Source organism: Salmonella sp. A1325, assembly GCF_056991255.1.
In genome coordinates this window covers 293,733-312,120 of sequence record NZ_JAMLWO010000004.1, presented here as the reverse complement: position 1 = coordinate 312,120, position 18,388 = coordinate 293,733, and the positions used below count along the sequence as shown (strand labels likewise).

Below are 18,388 nucleotides of genomic sequence, written 5' to 3'. Positions count from 1 at the left end.
ATGTTTCTTTCGCCTGGATAAGGCGTGAGCCTCTATCCAGTCAGCGTTACTGTAGCTGAGCGGCAATGAGCGGCCAGCGGGCGTCGAAATCGTCCGTTGGGCGGTATTTAAATTCGCTACGCACGAACCGTGAAAGCATACCTTCACAGAAGGCTAACAGTTGGCTTGCCAGCAGATTTTCATCCGTCGTGTAGCCTTCGCCTTCACGCATTCTTTTTTCTCGTAGCACCTGGCGGAGCTGCGCTTCGATGCGTTCAAAAAGCTGATTAATGCGCCCCTGCAGGCGATCCTGTTCAAACATCAGCGCGTGCCCGGTAAGAATGCGCGTCAGGCCAGGGTTGCGTTCGCCAAAACCCAGAATCAGCAACACAATCAGGCGCAAACGCGTGCTGGTGTTTTTTTCATCTTTTAAAATCAGATTGATACGGGTAATCAGACTATCTTCGATAAACTCAATCAGGCTATCGAACATGCGGGTCTTGCTGGGAAAATGGCGGTATAGCGCCGCTTCGGAAACGCCGACCGAGGCCGCCAGTTTTGCCGTCGTGATGCGTTGGCTTCCATCGCTGGATTCAAGCATCAGCGCCAGTGACTGAAGTATTTCTTCGCGACGATTCCTTTTCGCAGTTTGTTTTTCTGCCATGTTACAAAATACCCCTGAAAATAAGCACTTGCCAGGCGAGCACCCACGCTATAACCGCAAACTCAGCGCTTGCGGCAGTATTATGACGTTATGGGGATGCGTAAAATTTACTTACGGCCAGAATGACCGAAGCCGCCCTCGCCACGTTCGGTGGCGTCAAATGCTTCCACCAGATTAAATTCGGCCTGAACGACCGGAACAAACACCATTTGCGCGATACGTTCGCCCGGTTCAATGGTAAAACTGTCCTGACCACGGTTCCAGATCGAAACCATCAGCTGCCCCTGATAATCGGAATCAATCAGCCCGACCAGGTTACCCAGCACGATACCATGTTTATGGCCCAGGCCCGAACGCGGCAACATGACTGCCGCCAGTGATGGATCGGCGATATGAATGGCCAGTCCGGTAGGCACCAACGTTGTTGCGCCAGGCGCCAGTTCTACGGCGTCGTCGAGACAGGCGCGCAGGTCAAGCCCGGCAGAACCAGAAGTAGCATAAGTCGGCAGCGGAAACTGCTGACCAACACGCGGGTCCAGAATCTTAACGTCGATTTTTTTCATCATAACGGGTCACGATCTCGTCGAGTAATAATTGGCCCAGGAGTTCTTTTCGCTCAAGCGGTAAGACTTTATCTCCATCCTGCCAGAAAAGGTGTAAAGCGTTTTTATCGCTATTAAATCCCTGATTTAAAAGAGAAACATCATTTGCACAAATCAGGTCAAGGTTCTTACGGATACGTTTTTGCCGGGCGTATTCTTCCACATTATTCGTTTCCGCGGCAAACCCAACAACGTAGGGTCGATTGTCACTGAGTGCGGCCACCCCGGCGACAACGTCCGGGTTTTTGACCATTTTTATTAGTAATTCATCACCTTGCGCCGCCTGTTTTTTGATTTTTTCACTGGCGATAGTCTCTGCGCGATAGTCAGCCACGGCGGCGCAGCTAATGAAAATGTGCTGCTGTTGAACGGCGGCCTGAACAGCGGCTTCCATGTCCAGCGCGGTTATGACATCAACCCGTTTTACAAAAGGCGGCGTTGGTAACGAAACGGGACCGGAGACCAGCGTGACATTTGCGCCGCGACGCGCTGCGGCCGCCGCAATAGCGAAGCCCATTTTACCTGAGCTGTGGTTGGAAATATAACGCACAGGGTCGAGCGGTTCGCGCGTCGGGCCTGCCGTAATCATGATATTAAGATGTCGCAGATCGTTGACGGCAGCGAAATGCGCGGCGGCCTTATCAACGATAACTAATGGGTCCAGCATTCGGCCTGGGCCTACATCGCCGCACGCCTGACTGCCGCTATCCGGCCCCCAAATGAACAGGCCGCGAGAGGCGAGCACCTCCAGATTATGTTGCGTGGCAGCAGCGCGGTACATCTGTTGGTTCATGGCCGGAAGAACGGCCACCGGGGCTGGCGTCGCCAGGCAGATGGTGGAGACTAAATCATTAGCCATACCCGATGCTACACGGGCGATCAGATCGGCGGTCGCGGGGGCAAGAATCACCAGGTCGGCCCATTTCCCCAACTCGATATGCCCCATCGCGGCTTCAGCGGCAGGGTCAAGCAGACTGTCGGATACGGGATAGCCCGACACTGCCTGTAAGCTCAGGGGGGTAATAAAGGCTTTTGCCGCCTCGGTCATTGCCACGCGCACGTCAGCGCCGCGCTCACGTAAACGGCGCACCAGCTCCGGCGTTTTATACGCAGCGATACCGCCGCTAATGCCGAGAACAATTTTTTTACCGGCCAGGCTCATCATGTCTTTCCTGTTGGGTGACTTTGAAAGGCGGCTATTTTATCACAATCTCTACGGCGTCGTGTCGTTGCCTGCGCTCCACTTTGCGAGGCGCTACGCAAGAACAAAATCGGGGCGTCGATCTCTCCCAAAGGCTATGCCACTATGCCGCTTCCTTAAAAAAGGAGGTGCGCGTATGGATACGTTGGACGAATTATTACCGCGTGAAAAAATGCTCAGATCCGGCATTGCTTCCCTCAGCGACGTGGAGCTGCTGGCGCTTTTTTTACGTACCGGCACGCCGGGAAAAGATGTTATGACGTTGGCAAAAGAGATATTGCAGCACTTTGGGTCACTGTATGGCCTGCTGTCGGCGGACTTTGCGCAGTTTCGCGGCGTAAACGGCATCGGCCTGGCGAAATTCGCGCAGTTGAAAGGCATTGCTGAGCTGGCAAGGCGCTATTACAGCGTGCGCATGAATGAGGAAAGTGCGTTGCTGAGTCCGGAAATGACGCGGGAATTTCTGCAAAGCCAACTGACGGGTGAAGAGCGTGAGATCTTTCTGGTGATCTTCCTCGATGCCCAGCACCGGGTGCTTCAGCACAGCCGCCTGTTTTCCGGCACGCTTAACCACGTAGAGGTGCATCCGCGTGAGATTGTTCGGGAAGCGATTAAACTCAATGCTTCAGCGGTCATTCTGGCGCATAACCACCCTTCAGGCTGCGCAGAGCCAAGTAAAGCAGATAAACTTATCACTGAGCGCGTGATAAAGTGTTGCCAGTTTATGGATATCCGGGTGCTCGATCACCTGATAATTGGGCGCGGAGAGTACGTTTCTTTTGCCGAACGCGGCTGGATTTAAGATTCTTTGCGCGATCCATCGGGATCTTTGTCTGTTCGGGACTTGAGCATATCGCCGGGTCAGCGTATACTACGCCACCTTTGAGAATCTCGGGTTTGGCATTTGGGCCTGGCAATCGAGAGTTCAATAGAACTGCGCGATGACCAGGCTGTAAAGCCTGACGAGGCGCCGATACCCCATACGAAGCTCGAGCTAATTTGATTTTTGGAGAATAGACATGTCCCGAGTCTGCCAAGTTACTGGCAAGCGTCCGGTGACCGGTAACAACCGTTCCCACGCACTGAACGCGACTAAACGCCGTTTCCTGCCTAACCTGCACTCTCACCGTTTCTGGGTTGAGAGCGAGAAGCGTTTTGTCACCCTGCGTGTATCTGCTAAAGGTATGCGTATCATCGATAAAAAAGGCATCGAAACAGTTCTGTCTGAACTGCGTGCCCGTGGCGAAAAGTACTAAGTACTAAGAGGAAATAAATCATGGCTAAAGGTATTCGTGAGAAAATCAAGCTGGTTTCTTCTGCTGGTACTGGTCACTTCTATACCACTACGAAGAACAAACGTACTAAACCGGAAAAACTGGAACTGAAAAAATTCGATCCAGTTGTCCGTCAGCACGTGATCTACAAAGAAGCGAAAATCAAATAATTCTCGCTTTGATGTAACAAAAACCTCGCTTCGGCGGGGTTTTTTGTTTTCTGGCCGTCCCCATATTAATGAGACCTGCCACACAGCCGGAGACGTTATGCCTGAATTACCCGAAGTTGAAACCAGCCGCCGGGGTATTGAACCCCATTTAGTTGGCGCTACTATCCTGCACGCCCATATCCGTAACGGCCGTCTGCGCTGGCCGGTTTCAGACGAAATTTATCGTCTGAGCGATACACCTGTCCTTAGCGTTCAGCGTCGTGCTAAATATTTACTGCTGGAGCTGCCTGACGGCTGGATAATTATTCACCTGGGGATGTCGGGAAGCCTGCGGATATTGTCGGAAGCGCTGCCGGCGGAAAAACACGACCATGTCGATTTGGTGATGAGCAATGGCAAAATTCTACGTTATACCGATCCTCGCCGCTTTGGCGCCTGGTTATGGACCAAAGAGCTGGAAGGGCATAACGTACTGGCGCATCTGGGACCGGAGCCGCTAAGCGATGAGTTTAATGGCGAATATTTGCAGCAGAAATGCGCGAAGAAGAAGACGGCGATTAAACCCTGGCTGATGGATAACAAGCTGGTGGTCGGCGTGGGGAATATCTACGCCAGCGAGTCGCTGTTTGCCGCTGGTATTCACCCTGACCGCCTGGCGTCGTCACTCTCGACAGAGGAGTGCGACCTGCTGGCACGGGTGATTAAAGCCGTTTTGCTGCGTTCTATTGAACAAGGCGGGACAACGCTGAAGGATTTTCTGCAAAGCGATGGGAAACCGGGCTATTTTGCGCAGGAGTTGCAGGTGTACGGGCGCAAAGGCGAGCCGTGTCGGGTATGCGGTACGCCGATAGTCGCAACGAAACACGCACAGCGTGCGACGTTCTATTGCCGTCACTGTCAGAAGTAAAACGCCAGGCCCGGCAAGGAAGGAAACTTATTTCAACTTATCCATTAGCGCCTGATGCACATTGTCCGGCAGAAAGTGGGTCACATCGCCCTGATGGCGTGCCACTTCTTTGACCAGCGACGATGAAATAAACGACCACTCTTTGGACGGCATCAGGAAAACGCTTTCCAGTTGCGGCATCAGATGGCGATTCATATGCGCCAACTGCATTTCATATTCAAAATCCGCCACCGCGCGCAGACCACGAATCAGGATATTCGCCTGTCTGTCGCGGGCGAAATTGGCCATCAGGTCGCTAAAGCCCACCACCTCTACGTTACCCAAGTGTGCGGTCGCTTTTTGCGCCAGCGCCACACGTTCGTCCAGGGTGAACATGGGTTTCTTGCCGGGGCTGGCGGCGATGGCCAGAATGACATGGTCGAACATCTGCGTTGCGCGCGTCACAATATCGAGATGACCGTTAGTAATCGGATCAAACGTGCCTGGATAAATCGCCCGTTTTTGCATGACAGTCCTCAATGCGTTTTCGGTGGCAGATAAGGTTCCAGCAGTTGCAGCAGACGCTGGAGCGCGCCCTGATTTTGATACAGCACTTCAACTGCGTGACGTCCGTAGAAATTACGATAATCAGCGTCGGTCAGTAAAGAGGAAACTTCTTTTGCCAGCGTAGCCGCATCGGTAATCGTGATAAGTCCGCTCGCCTGATCCAGACGAGCGCAAATATCTTTAAAGTTAAAGGTATGCGGACCCATCAGTACCGGAATCGCATGAGCGGCGGCCTCCAGCGGGTTATGACCGCCGCGTTCAACCAGCGAACCACCAACAAAGGCGAGATCGGCAATGCCATAGAGCAACATTAATTCGCCCATGGTATCGCCTACCACGACCTGGGTGCTGGCGGACGGCACTTCGCCCGAAGAGCGAGTGATGTAGCTTAACCCTGCCTGACGCACAAGATTGATAGCATCCGGGAAACGCTCCGGATGGCGGGGCACCAGAATCAGTAATAAATTCGGGAATTGATGTAATAACGCCTGGTGAGCGGCGATAACGATACTCTCTTCGCCATCGTGGGTGCTGGTGGCAATCCAGACCGGACGGTGCGGCGCCCACTGGCGGCGTAGCGTAACGGCTTTAGCCGCCAGCTGCGGCGTAACTGAAATATCAAATTTCAGACTGCCGGTGACCGTGACCTGATTGTTCTTCGCGCCCAATGCCACAAAGCGTTCGCCATCTTCTTCGTTTTGCGCGGCAATCAGGGTGATACGGCGCAGGAGCGTACGGACAAACTTGCCAAGCTTCGCATAACCCGCGGCGGAGCGGGCGGAAAGCCGCGCATTAGCGATAACCAGCGGAATATGACGTTTGTGCAGCGCAGCAATCAGATTTGGCCAGAGCTCAGTCTCCATGATCAATACCAGCTTAGGATCAATCTCATTGAGGAAACGATTGAGCGCATCGGGCAAATCATAAGGCAAGTAAACGTGCTGAACATCGTTGCCAAAGGCGGACTGGACGCGCTCCGAGCCGGTCGGCGTCATGGTCGTTACGGTAATAGGCAGATCGGGATAGCGATGACGTAGAGCGCGGACCAATGGGATGGCCGCCAGAGTTTCGCCCACCGAGACGGAATGCAGCATGATTCCGCCCGGTTTCAACGGACGGCGGTAGAATCCGTAGCGTTCACCCCAGCGTTTACGATAGGCCGGCGCTTTACGTCCACGCACCCAAAGCCGTATCCAGATCAGAGGCTGAATAAGGTAGAGAAGAGCGGTGTAAAGCAATTCGAGCATAGTAAATAGCTGACTTATGGATGTGCTGGGGATTCTATGTATTTAGCCTGGGCTTTACCATTACTTTTCCCATTTTTGCGCCAAATTGGCTCAGAAGCGAGGATTCCAGGCGCTGAACCCCATTATTTTTGCATTTTTACGCAATCCATTGAAATTTGCCGCCCTTGTCGCCCCAGACAATGGGAATGACCATTCACAAGAGAGGGATAAATTAATATCTCTTTGAATTTATGATTAAAAAAATGATTGTGTATAAAAATTATTCGTATCGGATTGCTGCGAAAGAAGTGTTACACTAGCGCATCTAAAATGAGTGCGGTATTAGCCATCGGGTTGCTGTGAAGCCTGGGGCGGTAGCGTGCTTTTTTCTGCTTATTTATCCGGACAATTTCAACCAAAGAGTCGCTTGTGGAAAAGCCATTTCGAAGAATTCTGATTATAAAAATGCGTTTTCATGGAGACATGTTACTTACCACTCCTGTCATCAGCACGCTGAAGCAGAATTATCCCGATGCAAAAATCGATGTGCTTCTTTACCAGAACACCATACCGATATTGTCGGAAAATCCGGAGATTAATGCACTCTACGGCATCAGTAACAAAGGCGCAGGAACAAAAGAGAAGATCAAAAACGCGCTATCGCTAATCAAAAAATTGCGTGCTAACTCGTATGATCTGGTCGTCAATCTCACCGATCAGTGGAGCGTGGCGCTTATTGTGCGTTTTTTAAACGCAAAAATAAAAATCTCGCAGGATTTCGGTAATCGTCAGTCTGCTTTATGGAAAAAAAGCTTTACGCATTTAGTACCTTATGCGGGAGAACATGCTGTTGAGCGCACATTATCCGCGCTAAAGCCGTTAGCGCTAAAACAGTATGTCACGGAAACCACCATGAGCTATCGCCCGGAACATTGGGAAAACATGCGACAACAGCTCAAACAACTTGGTGTGACCCGACAATATGTTGTTATTCAGCCTACGGCACGGCAGCTATTTAAGTGCTGGGATAATGATAAATTCTCTCAGGTTATTGATGCCGTGCAGCGCCGCGGTTATCAGGTTGTACTGACGTCAGGCCCGGCCGCAGACGAGATGGCCTGCGTGGATGCTATTGCACGCGGCTGTGAGACAAAACCGGTTACTGGTCTGGCGGGTAAAACTCGCTTTCCTGAATTGGGCGCGTTGATTGACCATGCGGATCTCTTTATCGGCGTTGATTCGGCCCCTGGTCATATTGCCGCGGCAGTCAAAACGCCGGTCATTTGCCTTTTCGGCGCGACGGATCATGTGTTCTGGCGTCCCTGGACCGACGACATCATTCAGTTTTGGGCAGGAAATTATCAGCCGATGCCTGAACGGCATGAGCTTGATCGTAATAAAAAATACCTTTCTGTGATTCCGGCTGAAGATGTTATCGCCGCGACGGAAAAAATGCTGCCGCATGAGGCACGCACCATAGATTTGGACAGCCTGCTATGAGAGTTGCCTTTTGCTTATATAAATATTTTCCTTTTGGCGGTCTGCAGCGTGATTTTATGCGCATTGCCCAAACCGTGGCGGCGCGAGGTCATCAGGTTCGTGTTTATACTCAGTCATGGGAAGGGGAATGCCCGGATAATTTTGAATTAATCCGCGTGCCGGTTAAATCCCGGACGAACCACGGTCGTAACGCAGAATATTATGCCTGGGTGCAACACCATTTGCGCGACCACCCTGTCGATCGGGTGGTTGGATTCAATAAGATGCCGGGCCTTGATGTGTATTACGCCGCAGACGTGTGTTACGCCGAAAAAGTCGCACAGGAAAAAGGATTTTTCTATCGCCTGACATCACGCTATCGGCATTATGCTGCTTTTGAACGCGCCACGTTTGAACACGGCAAGCAGACGCAACTATTAATGCTGACGAATAAGCAGATTGCTGACTTCCAAAAACATTATCAGACTGAAGCGGAGCGTTTCCATATTCTTCCACCGGGGATTTACCCGGACAGAAAATATAGCCAACAGATCCCAAACAGTCGTCAAATTTATCGTCAGAAAAATGGTATCTCAGAACAGCAAAAATTACTGTTGCAAGTAGGGTCTGACTTCACCCGTAAAGGTGTGGATCGCTCTATTGAAGCGCTGGCATCGCTACCCGAATCTTTACGGCAAAATACGGTGCTCTATGTTGTCGGGCAGGATAAGCCGAAGAAGTTTGCCGCACTGGCTGAAAGAAGCGGCGTTGGCACGAATGTGCATTTTTTCTCCGGACGTAATGATATCGCGGAGTTAATGGCGGCAGCCGACCTTTTACTGCATCCAGCCTATCAGGAAGCTGCTGGTATTGTTTTGCTGGAAGCCATTACTGCTGGTTTGCCGGTGCTGACAACCGCGGTGTGCGGTTATGCACATTATATTGTGGATGCAAACTGTGGCGAAGCGATGACGGAACCTTTTCGCCAGGATGCGCTAAATGAGGTTTTACTCAAAGCGCTGACACAGCCTTCCTTACGCAACGCCTGGGCTGAAAATGCGCGGTATTATGCTGATACCCAGGATTTATACAGCTTACCGGAGAAGGCCGCAGATATTATTACAGGTGATTTAGATGGTTGAGCTGAAAGCGCCGTTAACCACACTATGGCGCGGTAAAGATGCTTTTGAGGAAGTGAAAACGTTACAGGGCGAAGTGTTCAGAGAGCTGGAGACGCGTCGAACATTGCGGTTTGAGCTGGACGGCAAAAGCTACTTCCTGAAGTGGCATAAAGGCACTTCGCTGAAAGAAATTGTGAAGAACCTGATTTCGTTACGTATGCCTGTTCTGGGCGCTGACAGAGAATGGCACGCCATTCATCGTCTACATGAGCTGGGCGTTGATACGATGCACGGCGTTGGTTTTGGTGAAAAAGGCGTAAACCCGCTAACCAGAACATCATTTATTATCACCGAAGATTTAACGCCCACCATTAGCCTTGAAGACTACTGTGCTGACTGGGCTGTTAATCCACCGGACGCGCAGGTGAAGTGGATGATCATTAAGCGTGTTGCGACTATGGTACGTAAAATGCACGCCGGGGGAATTAACCATCGTGACTGTTATATTTGCCACTTTCTTCTGCATTTACCTTTCACAGGTCGTGAAGAGGATTTAAAAATCTCCGTAATCGACCTGCATCGCGCGCAGATACGTCAGCACGTTCCCCTTCGCTGGCGTGACAAAGATTTAATTGGGCTTTATTTTTCTTCAATGAATATTGGCCTGACTCAGCGAGATATATTCCGGTTTATGCGTGAGTATTTCTCACTCCCCCTGCGAGAGATTTTACAAAAAGAATCGGGGTTGATTCACCTGGCGGATGTTAAAGCCGCTCGAATCAAAGAAAGAACAATAAGAAAAAATCTTTAATATAAAAATTATATTTTTAAATAGCTTAGAGGCTATATGTTTCTATTCATATGCATGACTAATTTGCAATTATTGATTGCACGGTCAATTATAGAAAAAGAGCGGTTGAAAAAAGTTGATGTTTTATTTATCGGCGATGTAGATAACGTAAAAAATCAGTACTATTTAAAAAAAATTCAGCCGTTATGTCGGCACTCAGAGATCGTCCCGCAGGTAGCAAAATTTTCGACATTTAAAACGATTCAAAGAACACGGTATGCTAAAAAAATCATGGAAAAGTATGCCAGAGAATATCATACCGTTTTCTTCGCGAATTTTCATGTCCCGCTTATACACCATATTTTATCTTGTATCATTTTTTCTGAAATAAAAACCTTTGATGATGGTACAAATAATATCAATCAGAAAAGTATAATGTATGAAAATAAGAATATAAACGCCACATCGAAGTTAATACGAAAGCTGATGGGGCGTAAATATCATAAAGATGAAATATTAAAGTTAGACGCAAAACATTATACTCTATTTCCTAATAGAACCAACATAATTGAAAAGACCGAAGGAATTATATTGGTACACCATAGCGGTCTTCCTGATACGAATAATGGCTTTAAAAAAGTATTATTGGGAACTGTATATACTGATGCGTTAAAAAATAAAGAAGATGAGTGTGTTTTTCTTCAGCATCTTCAGCGGTTTATTAAAAAAGAAACGGTTGATATATATATTCCTCACCCTCGATATGACTCTCATCAGTTTAATGGTGTATTGAATGTTAACTCTGAAATGATAGCCGAGGACATTATTTTAGAATATCTGGAACAAGGGGTATCATTAGAGATATATGGATTTAATAGCACAGTTCAGTATAACCTAAATAATATCTCAACTATCAAAAACTATAAAATAACCAGCCCTTTTCTAAAAGATAGCTTTAATCATGGACTGGGGTTCGATTTTAATCAGGTCTCAGTATAAATATAGTGTTGATTGGGTTTGTTCTTACAGAATTTTAAAAGTGAAGGAAGCCGAATAACATGAGTGTCAGCAAATGGTGACTTCATTGAAAATAGCATTTATAGGCGAAGCGGTATCTGGTTTTGGAGGGATGGAAACCGTTATTAGCAACGTTATCCATACGTTTGAAAATAGCTCTCCGAAAATCAACTGTGAAATGTTTTTCTTTTGTCGTAATGACAAAATGGATAAAGCATGGCTAAAAGAGATTAAATATGCGCAATCATTCTCAAATATAAAATTAAGTTTTCTTCGTCGAGCTAAGCATATTTATAATTTTAGTCAGTGGCTGAAAGAAACGTCACCGGATATTGTGATATGTATTGATGTCATCTCATGTCTTTATGCCAATAAAGCACAAAAGAAAAGTGGTAAACAGTTTCTTATTTTCTCGTGGCCGCATTTTTCGCTCGACCATAAAAAACATGCAGAATGTATAACGTACGCGGATTATCATCTGGCCATCAGTAGTGGTATTAAAGAACAGATGATGGCACGGGGGATCTCAGCGCAAGATATTAGCGTCGTTTATAATCCTGTCTCTATTAAAACAATCATTGTGCCACCGCCTGAGCGCGATAAACCCGCTGTATTTCTCTATGTAGGGCGTCTTAAATTTGAAGGGCAGAAAAGAGTTAAAGATTTATTTGATGGCTTAGCTCGTACGACAGGGGAATGGCAGCTACATATTATTGGTGATGGCTCAGATTTTGAAAAGTGCCAGGCCTATAGTCGGGAGCTTGGTATTGAGCAGAGTGTGATCTGGTATGGTTGGCAAAGCGCGCCGTGGCAAGTCGTACAGCAAAAAATAAAAAATGTCACCGCGTTACTACTTACCTCTGCATTTGAGGGATTTCCTATGACCCTGCTGGAAGCAATGTCATATGGAATTCCGTGTATTAGTTCTGATTGTATGTCTGGTCCGCGCGATATGATTAAACCCGGTTTGAATGGTGAGCTTTACACCCCGGGGGCTATAGATGATTTTGTAGGACACCTTAATCGTGTTATTTCTGGTGAAGTAAAATATCAGCATGATATTATTCCCGGCACGATTGAGAGATTTTACGATGTGCTATATTTTAAAAATTTTAATAATGCAATATTCTCGAAATTACAAAAGTGATCACTATGAGCAGAAAATATTTTGAAGAAGAAGTCATTCAACAGACTTTAGATTATAACTATGCACAACATAGTGATGCTGATAAATTTAATATAGCTTATGGGATTGATAAAAACTTTCTTTTTGGCTGTGGTGTCTCTATTGCATCGGTTCTCCTCGCTAACCCAGAGAAGGCGTTAGCTTTCCATGTTTTTACCGATTTCTTTGACTCTGAAGACCAGCAGCGATTTGAGGCATTAGCAAAACAGTACGCTACGCAGATTGTTGTTTACCTAATCGACTGTGAGCGCTTAAAATCGCTACCCAGTACCAAAAACTGGACCTATGCAACATACTTTAGATTCATTATCGCCGATTATTTTTCAGATAAAACAGATAGAGTACTTTATCTGGATGCAGATATTGCATGTAAGGGGAGTATTCAGGAACTTATTGATCTTAACTTCGCTGAAAATGTGATTGCGGCTGTCGTTGCTGAAGGCGAGTTGGAATGGTGGACTAAGCGCTCGGTTAGCCTGGCAACGCCTGGGCTGGTTTCTGGCTATTTTAATGCCGGTTTTATTTTAATTAACATACCTCTTTGGACCGCAGAAAATATCTCTAAGAAAGCGATTGAAATGCTAAAAGATCCGGAGGTAGTACAGCGCATAACGCACCTTGATCAGGATGTATTAAATATATTGTTAGTGAATAAAGCACGTTTTGTTGATAAAAAATTTAATACACAATTTAGTCTTAACTATGAATTAAAAGATTCAGTTATTAATCCAGTTGATGCTGAGACTGTATTTGTTCATTATATCGGACCAACGAAGCCCTGGCATAGTTGGGGGGCTTATCCTGTGTCACAATATTTTTTACAGGCTAAGACCAACTCACCATGGTCTCATTGTGCGCTTTTAAATCCAGTGACTAGCCATCAGTTACGTTATGCGGCAAAGCATATGTTTAATCAGAAGCATTATACTTCGGGTATAAATTATTATATAGCCTACTTTAAACGTAAACTTCTTGAATAAAACCCATAGGTGATGTAATGGATTCATTTCCTGAGATAGAAATAGCTGAATATAAAGTTTTTGATGAAAGTAATAATAATGATGATAACGTATTAAACATTTCTTATGGCGTTGATGAAAACTATCTTGATGGTGTGGGGGTATCAATTGCTTCAGTTGTACTAAACAATAATATCCCGCTCGCTTTTCACATTATTTGTGATTCATACTCTCCGTGTTTTGTAAAATATATAGAGCGTTTAGCCGTACAGCATCACATAAAAATTTCTCTTTATCTTATTAAAGTAGAAAGCCTTGAGGTATTGCCTCAAACTAAAGTATGGTCGAGAGCAATGTATTTTCGTTTATTTGCTTTCGATTATCTCAGCAAGAAGGTAAACACCTTACTTTATTTGGATGCCGATGTTGTATGCAAAGGATCTTTGCAAGATCTTCTACAGCTTGATTTGACAGAGAAGATTGCTGCGGTCGTAAAAGATGTTGATTCCATCCAGAATAAGGTAAATGAGAGATTAAGAGCATTTAATTTACAAGGTGGTTATTTTAACTCCGGCGTGGTTTTTGTTAACCTGAAATTATGGAAAGAGAATGCCTTAACCAAAAAGGCATTTTTACTTTTGGCAGGTAAAGAGGCTGACTCTTTTAAATATCCCGATCAGGATGTTTTGAATATTCTCCTACAGGACAAAGTCATTTTTCTCCCACGACCGTATAATACCATTTATACTATCAAAAGTGAGTTGAAAGATAAGTCACATAAAAAGTATAGCAATATAATTAATGATAATACTATTTTAATTCATTATACGGGCGCTACAAAACCATGGCATGCCTGGGCAAATTATCCTTCAGTTATCTATTATAAAAATGCACGGTTGAATTCGCCCTGGAAAGATTTTCCCGCAAAAGATGCGCGTACCATAGTTGAATTTAAGAAGCGATATAAACATCTTCTCGTGCAGGGTCATTACTTTAAAGGCCTTTTGGCTGGAAGCGCATATCTTTATCGTAAACTTTTCCACAAATAATTCCCTTCCCTAAATCTCCATTATGATTATTGAAAAAAAGGTTAAAAACTATACCGTCTTTGTCAAAAAAGACGGTGAAAAATACATTGAGATATTCAAAGATTTTCTATCTTATAATCATCAGGTTATTAAAGTCTTCCGTAATATAGAAGATACAAAAGTTGTATTGATTAATACAGACTACGGAAAATATATTCTCAAAGTATTTAGTCCAAAAGTAAAAAATACTGAACGATTTTTCAAATCGTTAGTAAAAGGAGATTACTACGAAAAGCTTTTTCATCAGACAGATCGTGTACGGCGTGAAGGGTTTGCGGCGCTTAATGATTTTTACCTGCTGGCGGAAATTAAAACATTACGCTATGTAAAAACATACGTGATGATAATTGAATATATTGAAGGTATTGAACTTGTTGATATGCCAGAAATTTCTGACGAGGTGAGAGGGAAAATCAAACAGTCGATATATTCTCTGCATCAGCATGGTATGGTTTCGGGCGATCCCCATAAAGGTAACTTTATCCTGCAAGGCAATGAGATCAGAATTATCGATTTGTCCGGAAAAAGACCTTCCAGGCAACGAAAAGCAAAGGATCGTATTGATTTAGAAAGACATTATGGTATCAAAAATAATGTGAGAGATATCGGATTTTACTTATTGATTTATAAGAAAAAACTTCGAAATTTCCTTCGTCGTATTAAGGGTAAGGAAAAGCGCTGATCAATGTAGCACGTTTAGTTTAATTTAAGGGGCTGACTGACTTTTATTTGCTGCAGCGTTATGACATACTTGAGAGAATTTGAGATGTAATATTAGTTATTGAATATAACATTTATTTATAGGTTGCATGATAAACATACGAGTTTTTTATGGGCAGCGTTAACTTCATAACTCACGCCGATGTTCTGCAACTTATTGCGAAAAGAACGGCTGAAGATTGTATTATTTTTCTTTCTGGTCCTACGTCCAGAAAGACGCCGCTGTCCTTGTTACGAATGAAAGATGTCATTGCAGTCAATGGTTCTGTTCAATATTTGCTAAACAATAACGTCAAGCCATTTTTGTACCTTCTGACGGATGTTCGCTTCCTCCATCGTCGGCGCGAAGATTTTTATAACTTTAGCCGTAACAGTCAGTTCACTATCGTCAATCTTGATGTGTATGAACAGGCTTCAGTGGATGATCAAAAATATATTGAAGAAAACTGTTTAATTATTCGCTCCTTTTATCGCCGAGAAAAAGGGGGCTTTTTAAAGAAAATTAAATTTAATATCCTCAAGCGGGTTCATAAAGCATTACTTATTTCAGTTCCCCTTTCGAAAAGAGGGCGACTGGCTGGATTTTGCAAGGATATCAGCATCGGGTATTGCTCTTGCCATACTATTGCTTATACCGCTATTCAGGTTGCCTATTCCCTTAAGTATGGTCGTATTATATGTTCTGGGCTTGACTTAACAGGGAGTTGCCCACGTTTCTATGACGAATCTACCAGCCCTATGCCATCTGAGCTTAGTAAAGACCTGTTTAAAATACTGCCATTTTTTACTTTTATGAGAAAAAATGTGAGTGATTTAAATATCTTTAATTTATCAGATGATACTGCAATTCATTACGATATTATTCCATATATTACAGCCTCGGAACTTGAGGATGAAATATATTACGATAAAATTGTCTAGACACTAGATAAATCATTATTTTACGTTGCTTCGGCACGCATTTCTTTTTCTATAAAGTTAACTATTCTGGATTATAGCTATTATGATTAAAAAAATCATATTTACTGTTACTCCTATATTTTCAATTCCTCCACGTGGTGCGGCTGCGGTAGAAACCTGGATTTACCAGGTTGCAAAACGACTATCAATACCGAGTGCTATTGCTTGTATAAAGAATGCTGGCTATCCTGAATATAATAAAATAAACGATAACTGTGATATTCATTACATTGGGTTTGGTAAAGTTTATAAGCGTCTTTTTCAGAAATGGACTCGTCTCGACCCACTACCCTATTCCCAGCGCGTCCTTAATATTAGAGATAAAGTGACTACCCAGGAAGATAGCGTCATTGTTATTCATAATAGTATGAAACTGTATCGGCAGATCAGAGAGCGCAATCCGAATGCAAAACTGGTTATGCACATGCATAATGCATTTGAACCAGAACTTCCTGATAAGGATGCAAAAATTATCGTACCCAGTCAGTTTCTTAAAGCGTTTTATGAAGAAAGATTGCCTGCCGCTGCTGTTAGTATTGTGCCTAATGGTTTTTGCGCTGAGACTTATAAAAAAAAACCACAAGATAATCTTCGTCAGCAATTAAATATTGCGGAAGATGCCACCGTTCTCTTATATGCCGGGAGAGTTTCGCCTGATAAAGGCATCCTGTTGCTTTTGCAGGCGTTCAAAAAATTACGTACCTTAAGAAGTAATATTAAACTTGTCGTTGTTGGCGACCCTTATGCAAGCCGCAAGGGTGAAAAAGCAGAGTATCAAAAGAAAGTACTGGACGCCGCAAAAGAGATTGGAACGGATTGTATTATGGCTGGGGGGCAATCTCCCGACCAGATGCATAACTTCTATCATATAGCCGATCTGGTTATTGTGCCGTCTCAGGTTGAAGAAGCATTTTGCATGGTGGCTGTAGAAGCGATGGCAGCAGGAAAAGCGGTTCTTGCCAGCAAAAAAGGGGGGATTAGCGAATTTGTGTTAGATGGCATAACGGGCTATCACCTCGCAGAACCTATGTCGAGCGACAGTATAATTAATGATATTAACCGTGCGCTTGCTGATAAGGATCGCCACCAGATTGCCGAAAAAGCAAAATCTCTGGTGTTTTCAAAATACAGTTGGGAAAATGTAGCGCAGCGTTTCGAGGAACAAATGAAAAGCTGGTTTGATAAGTGATTGAGTCCGGATGATGAAAAACGCGCTGATACCGTAATAAGTATCAGCGCGTTTTTTTATCTATTTCTTAGCGCCAGCAGAAAACCGGTAATGATACCAATTTGATCAATATCGACCTGTTCAAAATTGCCACGAACGATATAAAAACCGACGAAAGATAAAAATAGCAAGAGATGAGCATTGTAGGGGCTTATCTCTGCTTTCCTGAAGATAGAGCTGGCTGTTTCCCTGATGATAGCGCCATATAAATAGGCCAGGCTCGCCAGACCCAATATGCCAGCACTAAACCAGATGTACAGAATGGTATTATGCGGACCGATAGATTCTTTAAAGGTCCACGTTGGATAATCGACAACGCGTTTATTATAAACACTATCATAAACATCATTACTATAGCCGTAGCCCTTGATCGGGTTTTCCTGAATCAGTATCCACGCGGTGCCCTGGGTTCCGTTAGTATAACGATATGAGCTATCTGTCTGCTGTAATTTATACAGTAGTCGCTCCTGATCCGGTTTATGGCTTTGCTGAGTGATAACTAAAACGCCAGCAATAACCAGGATAGCAGCGCCAATTCCCATTAGTTTCCACTGGCGGTTCAAAATCGCCCATAAAACGCCCACCACTAAAACTGCCAGCCATGCTCCCCGTGACAAGGTGCCTAACATTAAGAATAAGTAGACGGCGCTCAGCGCAAAGAAAGCGAGTTTGAGCGATGTTTTTCTGAATAGCCAGATATTCAACAATGCCGGGAACAGAAATACCATTGAATCAGATATATGTCGATGGTCATAGTTTGTAAATGGCATCACCCCCCTGGAATAGTCCTGAATATAAAAGACAATTTCAACCAGTGAACGTAATCCTAAACTTGTTAAAAAGGAGAAAAGTACTATTTTCGCAACCGTTTCTTTTGTTTCATCTTTTAATAGTACGGGAATTAATAAAGTATATAATAAGAAACCCTCCAGTACCGTATTTTCAAATTCCTTGAAACTTTCTTTCATATCTGGCGATATGAGTATGGAATAAACAAGGATTAATGATAATACTGCTACGCTATAAAATACGCTATTTTTGAAAAGAGGAGAAAAACTTTTCGGTGAGCGTGAAACCTGATAAATCGCGGTGATAACCATAAGTATGATTATCAAATGTTTATAACGCGTAATACCATCCAGAAAATACGTAGCAACAAAAAGAAAAACCAGCGCTTTATTCCAGATCGGCTTCCATTTCTCTTTATTTAACGTTAATGATGTGGTTAGCATCTTTTCTCCACAATAGGTTTGGGATGAGACAGAGTCTCT

General features: G+C 44.7%; 20 protein-coding genes. 14 read left to right on the top strand and 6 right to left on the bottom strand.

Features of this window, described 5'->3' with window-relative positions:
* Positions 1-46: 46 nt before the first annotated feature.
* The 3 genes from slmA to coaBC form a co-directional block, all read right to left on the bottom strand.
* Positions 47-643: a nucleoid occlusion factor SlmA gene (slmA, locus tag NAZ64_RS10745; RefSeq protein WP_000818607.1), complete on the bottom strand. Its 597-nt coding sequence runs from the start codon at positions 641-643 to the stop codon at positions 47-49.
* Between the two features lie 107 nt (positions 644-750).
* Complete coding sequence (gene dut / locus NAZ64_RS10740) at positions 751-1,209, bottom strand: dUTP diphosphatase (protein ID WP_000976078.1); 459 nt, start codon at positions 1,207-1,209, stop codon at positions 751-753.
* Entirely contained in the window at positions 1,187-2,407 is a 1,221-nt protein-coding gene (gene coaBC / locus NAZ64_RS10735; protein ID WP_023207694.1) for a bifunctional phosphopantothenoylcysteine decarboxylase/phosphopantothenate--cysteine ligase CoaBC, read from the bottom strand. The genes dut and coaBC overlap by 23 nt, the downstream gene beginning before the upstream one ends.
* 175 nt (positions 2,408-2,582) lie before the next feature.
* Here coaBC and radC point away from each other — a divergent pair, with 175 nt between their 5' ends.
* From radC to mutM, 4 genes are all read left to right on the top strand, one after another.
* On the top strand, positions 2,583-3,248 hold the full coding sequence (radC, locus tag NAZ64_RS10730; protein WP_000380129.1) for a RadC family protein: 666 nt from the start codon (positions 2,583-2,585) through the stop codon (positions 3,246-3,248).
* Between the two features lie 217 nt (positions 3,249-3,465).
* The gene (gene rpmB, locus NAZ64_RS10725) at positions 3,466-3,702 is read left to right on the top strand and encodes a 50S ribosomal protein L28 (RefSeq protein WP_001519051.1); all 237 of its coding nucleotides are present in this window, start codon (positions 3,466-3,468) and stop codon (positions 3,700-3,702) included.
* 20 nt (positions 3,703-3,722) lie between these two features.
* Entirely contained in the window at positions 3,723-3,890 is a 168-nt protein-coding gene (gene rpmG, locus NAZ64_RS10720) for a 50S ribosomal protein L33 (RefSeq protein ID WP_001051798.1), read from the top strand.
* A 97-nt stretch (positions 3,891-3,987) separates the two neighbouring features.
* The gene (gene mutM, locus NAZ64_RS10715) at positions 3,988-4,797 is read left to right on the top strand and encodes a bifunctional DNA-formamidopyrimidine glycosylase/DNA-(apurinic or apyrimidinic site) lyase (RefSeq protein WP_001114515.1); all 810 of its coding nucleotides are present in this window, start codon (positions 3,988-3,990) and stop codon (positions 4,795-4,797) included.
* 27 nt (positions 4,798-4,824) lie between these two features.
* Here mutM and coaD read toward each other — a convergent pair whose 3' ends face one another.
* Together coaD and waaA are read right to left on the bottom strand one after the other, a co-directional pair.
* Complete coding sequence (gene coaD / locus NAZ64_RS10710) at positions 4,825-5,304, bottom strand: pantetheine-phosphate adenylyltransferase (RefSeq protein WP_001171884.1); 480 nt, start codon at positions 5,302-5,304, stop codon at positions 4,825-4,827.
* 8 nt (positions 5,305-5,312) lie between these two features.
* Complete coding sequence (gene waaA / locus NAZ64_RS10705) at positions 5,313-6,590, bottom strand: lipid IV(A) 3-deoxy-D-manno-octulosonic acid transferase (protein ID WP_000891580.1); 1,278 nt, start codon at positions 6,588-6,590, stop codon at positions 5,313-5,315.
* Positions 6,591-6,998: 408 nt separating this feature from the next.
* Between waaA and rfaQ the strand changes: the two genes are divergently transcribed.
* The 10 genes from rfaQ (at position 6,999) to NAZ64_RS10655 (ending at position 17,078) form a co-directional block, all read left to right on the top strand.
* Positions 6,999-8,069: a lipopolysaccharide core heptosyltransferase RfaQ gene (gene rfaQ, locus NAZ64_RS10700; RefSeq protein ID WP_001526672.1), complete on the top strand. Its 1,071-nt coding sequence runs from the start codon at positions 6,999-7,001 to the stop codon at positions 8,067-8,069.
* A complete protein-coding gene (locus NAZ64_RS10695; RefSeq protein ID WP_001261581.1) occupies positions 8,066-9,190 on the top strand; it encodes a glycosyltransferase family 4 protein in 1,125 nt (374 codons plus the stop codon). The genes rfaQ and NAZ64_RS10695 overlap by 4 nt, the downstream gene beginning before the upstream one ends.
* Positions 9,183-9,980, top strand: coding sequence for a lipopolysaccharide core heptose(I) kinase RfaP (gene rfaP, locus NAZ64_RS10690; protein WP_076935879.1), 798 nt, complete (start codon positions 9,183-9,185; stop codon positions 9,978-9,980). The genes NAZ64_RS10695 and rfaP overlap by 8 nt, the downstream gene beginning before the upstream one ends.
* A gap of 105 nt (positions 9,981-10,085) precedes the next feature.
* Positions 10,086-10,958 (top strand): glycosyltransferase family 52, encoded by an 873-nt coding sequence (locus NAZ64_RS10685; protein WP_483640931.1) that lies wholly within the window; start codon positions 10,086-10,088, stop codon positions 10,956-10,958.
* Between the two features lie 85 nt (positions 10,959-11,043).
* A complete protein-coding gene (gene waaB / locus NAZ64_RS10680) occupies positions 11,044-12,123 on the top strand; it encodes a lipopolysaccharide 1,6-galactosyltransferase (protein WP_080095208.1) in 1,080 nt (359 codons plus the stop codon).
* Positions 12,124-12,128: 5 nt separating this feature from the next.
* Positions 12,129-13,142 carry a lipopolysaccharide 3-alpha-galactosyltransferase gene (gene waaO / locus NAZ64_RS10675; RefSeq protein ID WP_183052791.1) on the top strand — a complete coding sequence of 338 codons (1,014 nt, stop codon included), beginning with the start codon at positions 12,129-12,131 and terminating at the stop codon, positions 13,140-13,142.
* A gap of 17 nt (positions 13,143-13,159) precedes the next feature.
* Positions 13,160-14,170: a lipopolysaccharide 1,2-glucosyltransferase RfaJ gene (gene rfaJ / locus NAZ64_RS10670; protein ID WP_023217913.1), complete on the top strand. Its 1,011-nt coding sequence runs from the start codon at positions 13,160-13,162 to the stop codon at positions 14,168-14,170.
* A 22-nt stretch (positions 14,171-14,192) separates the two neighbouring features.
* Entirely contained in the window at positions 14,193-14,891 is a 699-nt protein-coding gene (gene rfaY / locus NAZ64_RS10665) for a lipopolysaccharide core heptose(II) kinase RfaY (protein ID WP_000582820.1), read from the top strand.
* 149 nt (positions 14,892-15,040) lie between these two features.
* A complete protein-coding gene (gene waaZ / locus NAZ64_RS10660; RefSeq protein ID WP_000536017.1) occupies positions 15,041-15,850 on the top strand; it encodes a 3-deoxy-D-manno-oct-2-ulosonate III transferase WaaZ in 810 nt (269 codons plus the stop codon).
* 82 nt (positions 15,851-15,932) lie between these two features.
* Positions 15,933-17,078, top strand: coding sequence for a lipopolysaccharide N-acetylglucosaminyltransferase (locus NAZ64_RS10655; RefSeq protein ID WP_220569555.1), 1,146 nt, complete (start codon positions 15,933-15,935; stop codon positions 17,076-17,078).
* A 56-nt stretch (positions 17,079-17,134) separates the two neighbouring features.
* Here the strand turns inward: NAZ64_RS10655 and rfaL are convergent, their stop codons facing one another.
* The gene (rfaL, locus tag NAZ64_RS10650; protein ID WP_183058263.1) at positions 17,135-18,349 is read right to left on the bottom strand and encodes an O-antigen ligase RfaL; all 1,215 of its coding nucleotides are present in this window, start codon (positions 18,347-18,349) and stop codon (positions 17,135-17,137) included.
* Positions 18,350-18,388: the final 39 nt, after the last annotated feature.

What these genes read in the sequence shown, in the direction of transcription:
- slmA (WP_000818607.1), bottom strand. Translation starts at nt 643, where the DNA reads ATGGCAGAAAAACAAACTGCGAAAAGGAATCGTCGCGAAGAAATACTT.
- dut (WP_000976078.1), bottom strand. Translation starts at nt 1,209, where the DNA reads ATGATGAAAAAAATCGACGTTAAGATTCTGGACCCGCGTGTTGGTCAG.
- coaBC (WP_023207694.1), bottom strand. Translation starts at nt 2,407, where the DNA reads ATGAGCCTGGCCGGTAAAAAAATTGTTCTCGGCATTAGCGGCGGTATC.
- radC (WP_000380129.1), top strand. Translation starts at nt 2,583, where the DNA reads ATGGATACGTTGGACGAATTATTACCGCGTGAAAAAATGCTCAGATCC.
- rpmB (WP_001519051.1), top strand. Translation starts at nt 3,466, where the DNA reads ATGTCCCGAGTCTGCCAAGTTACTGGCAAGCGTCCGGTGACCGGTAAC.
- rpmG (WP_001051798.1), top strand. Translation starts at nt 3,723, where the DNA reads ATGGCTAAAGGTATTCGTGAGAAAATCAAGCTGGTTTCTTCTGCTGGT.
- mutM (WP_001114515.1), top strand. Translation starts at nt 3,988, where the DNA reads ATGCCTGAATTACCCGAAGTTGAAACCAGCCGCCGGGGTATTGAACCC.
- coaD (WP_001171884.1), bottom strand. Translation starts at nt 5,304, where the DNA reads ATGCAAAAACGGGCGATTTATCCAGGCACGTTTGATCCGATTACTAAC.
- waaA (WP_000891580.1), bottom strand. Translation starts at nt 6,590, where the DNA reads ATGCTCGAATTGCTTTACACCGCTCTTCTCTACCTTATTCAGCCTCTG.
- NAZ64_RS10695 (WP_001261581.1), top strand. Translation starts at nt 8,066, where the DNA reads ATGAGAGTTGCCTTTTGCTTATATAAATATTTTCCTTTTGGCGGTCTG.
- rfaP (WP_076935879.1), top strand. Translation starts at nt 9,183, where the DNA reads ATGGTTGAGCTGAAAGCGCCGTTAACCACACTATGGCGCGGTAAAGAT.
- waaO (WP_183052791.1), top strand. Translation starts at nt 12,129, where the DNA reads ATGAGCAGAAAATATTTTGAAGAAGAAGTCATTCAACAGACTTTAGAT.
- rfaJ (WP_023217913.1), top strand. Translation starts at nt 13,160, where the DNA reads ATGGATTCATTTCCTGAGATAGAAATAGCTGAATATAAAGTTTTTGAT.
- rfaY (WP_000582820.1), top strand. Translation starts at nt 14,193, where the DNA reads ATGATTATTGAAAAAAAGGTTAAAAACTATACCGTCTTTGTCAAAAAA.
- waaZ (WP_000536017.1), top strand. Translation starts at nt 15,041, where the DNA reads ATGGGCAGCGTTAACTTCATAACTCACGCCGATGTTCTGCAACTTATT.
- NAZ64_RS10655 (WP_220569555.1), top strand. Translation starts at nt 15,933, where the DNA reads ATGATTAAAAAAATCATATTTACTGTTACTCCTATATTTTCAATTCCT.
- rfaL (WP_183058263.1), bottom strand. Translation starts at nt 18,349, where the DNA reads ATGCTAACCACATCATTAACGTTAAATAAAGAGAAATGGAAGCCGATC.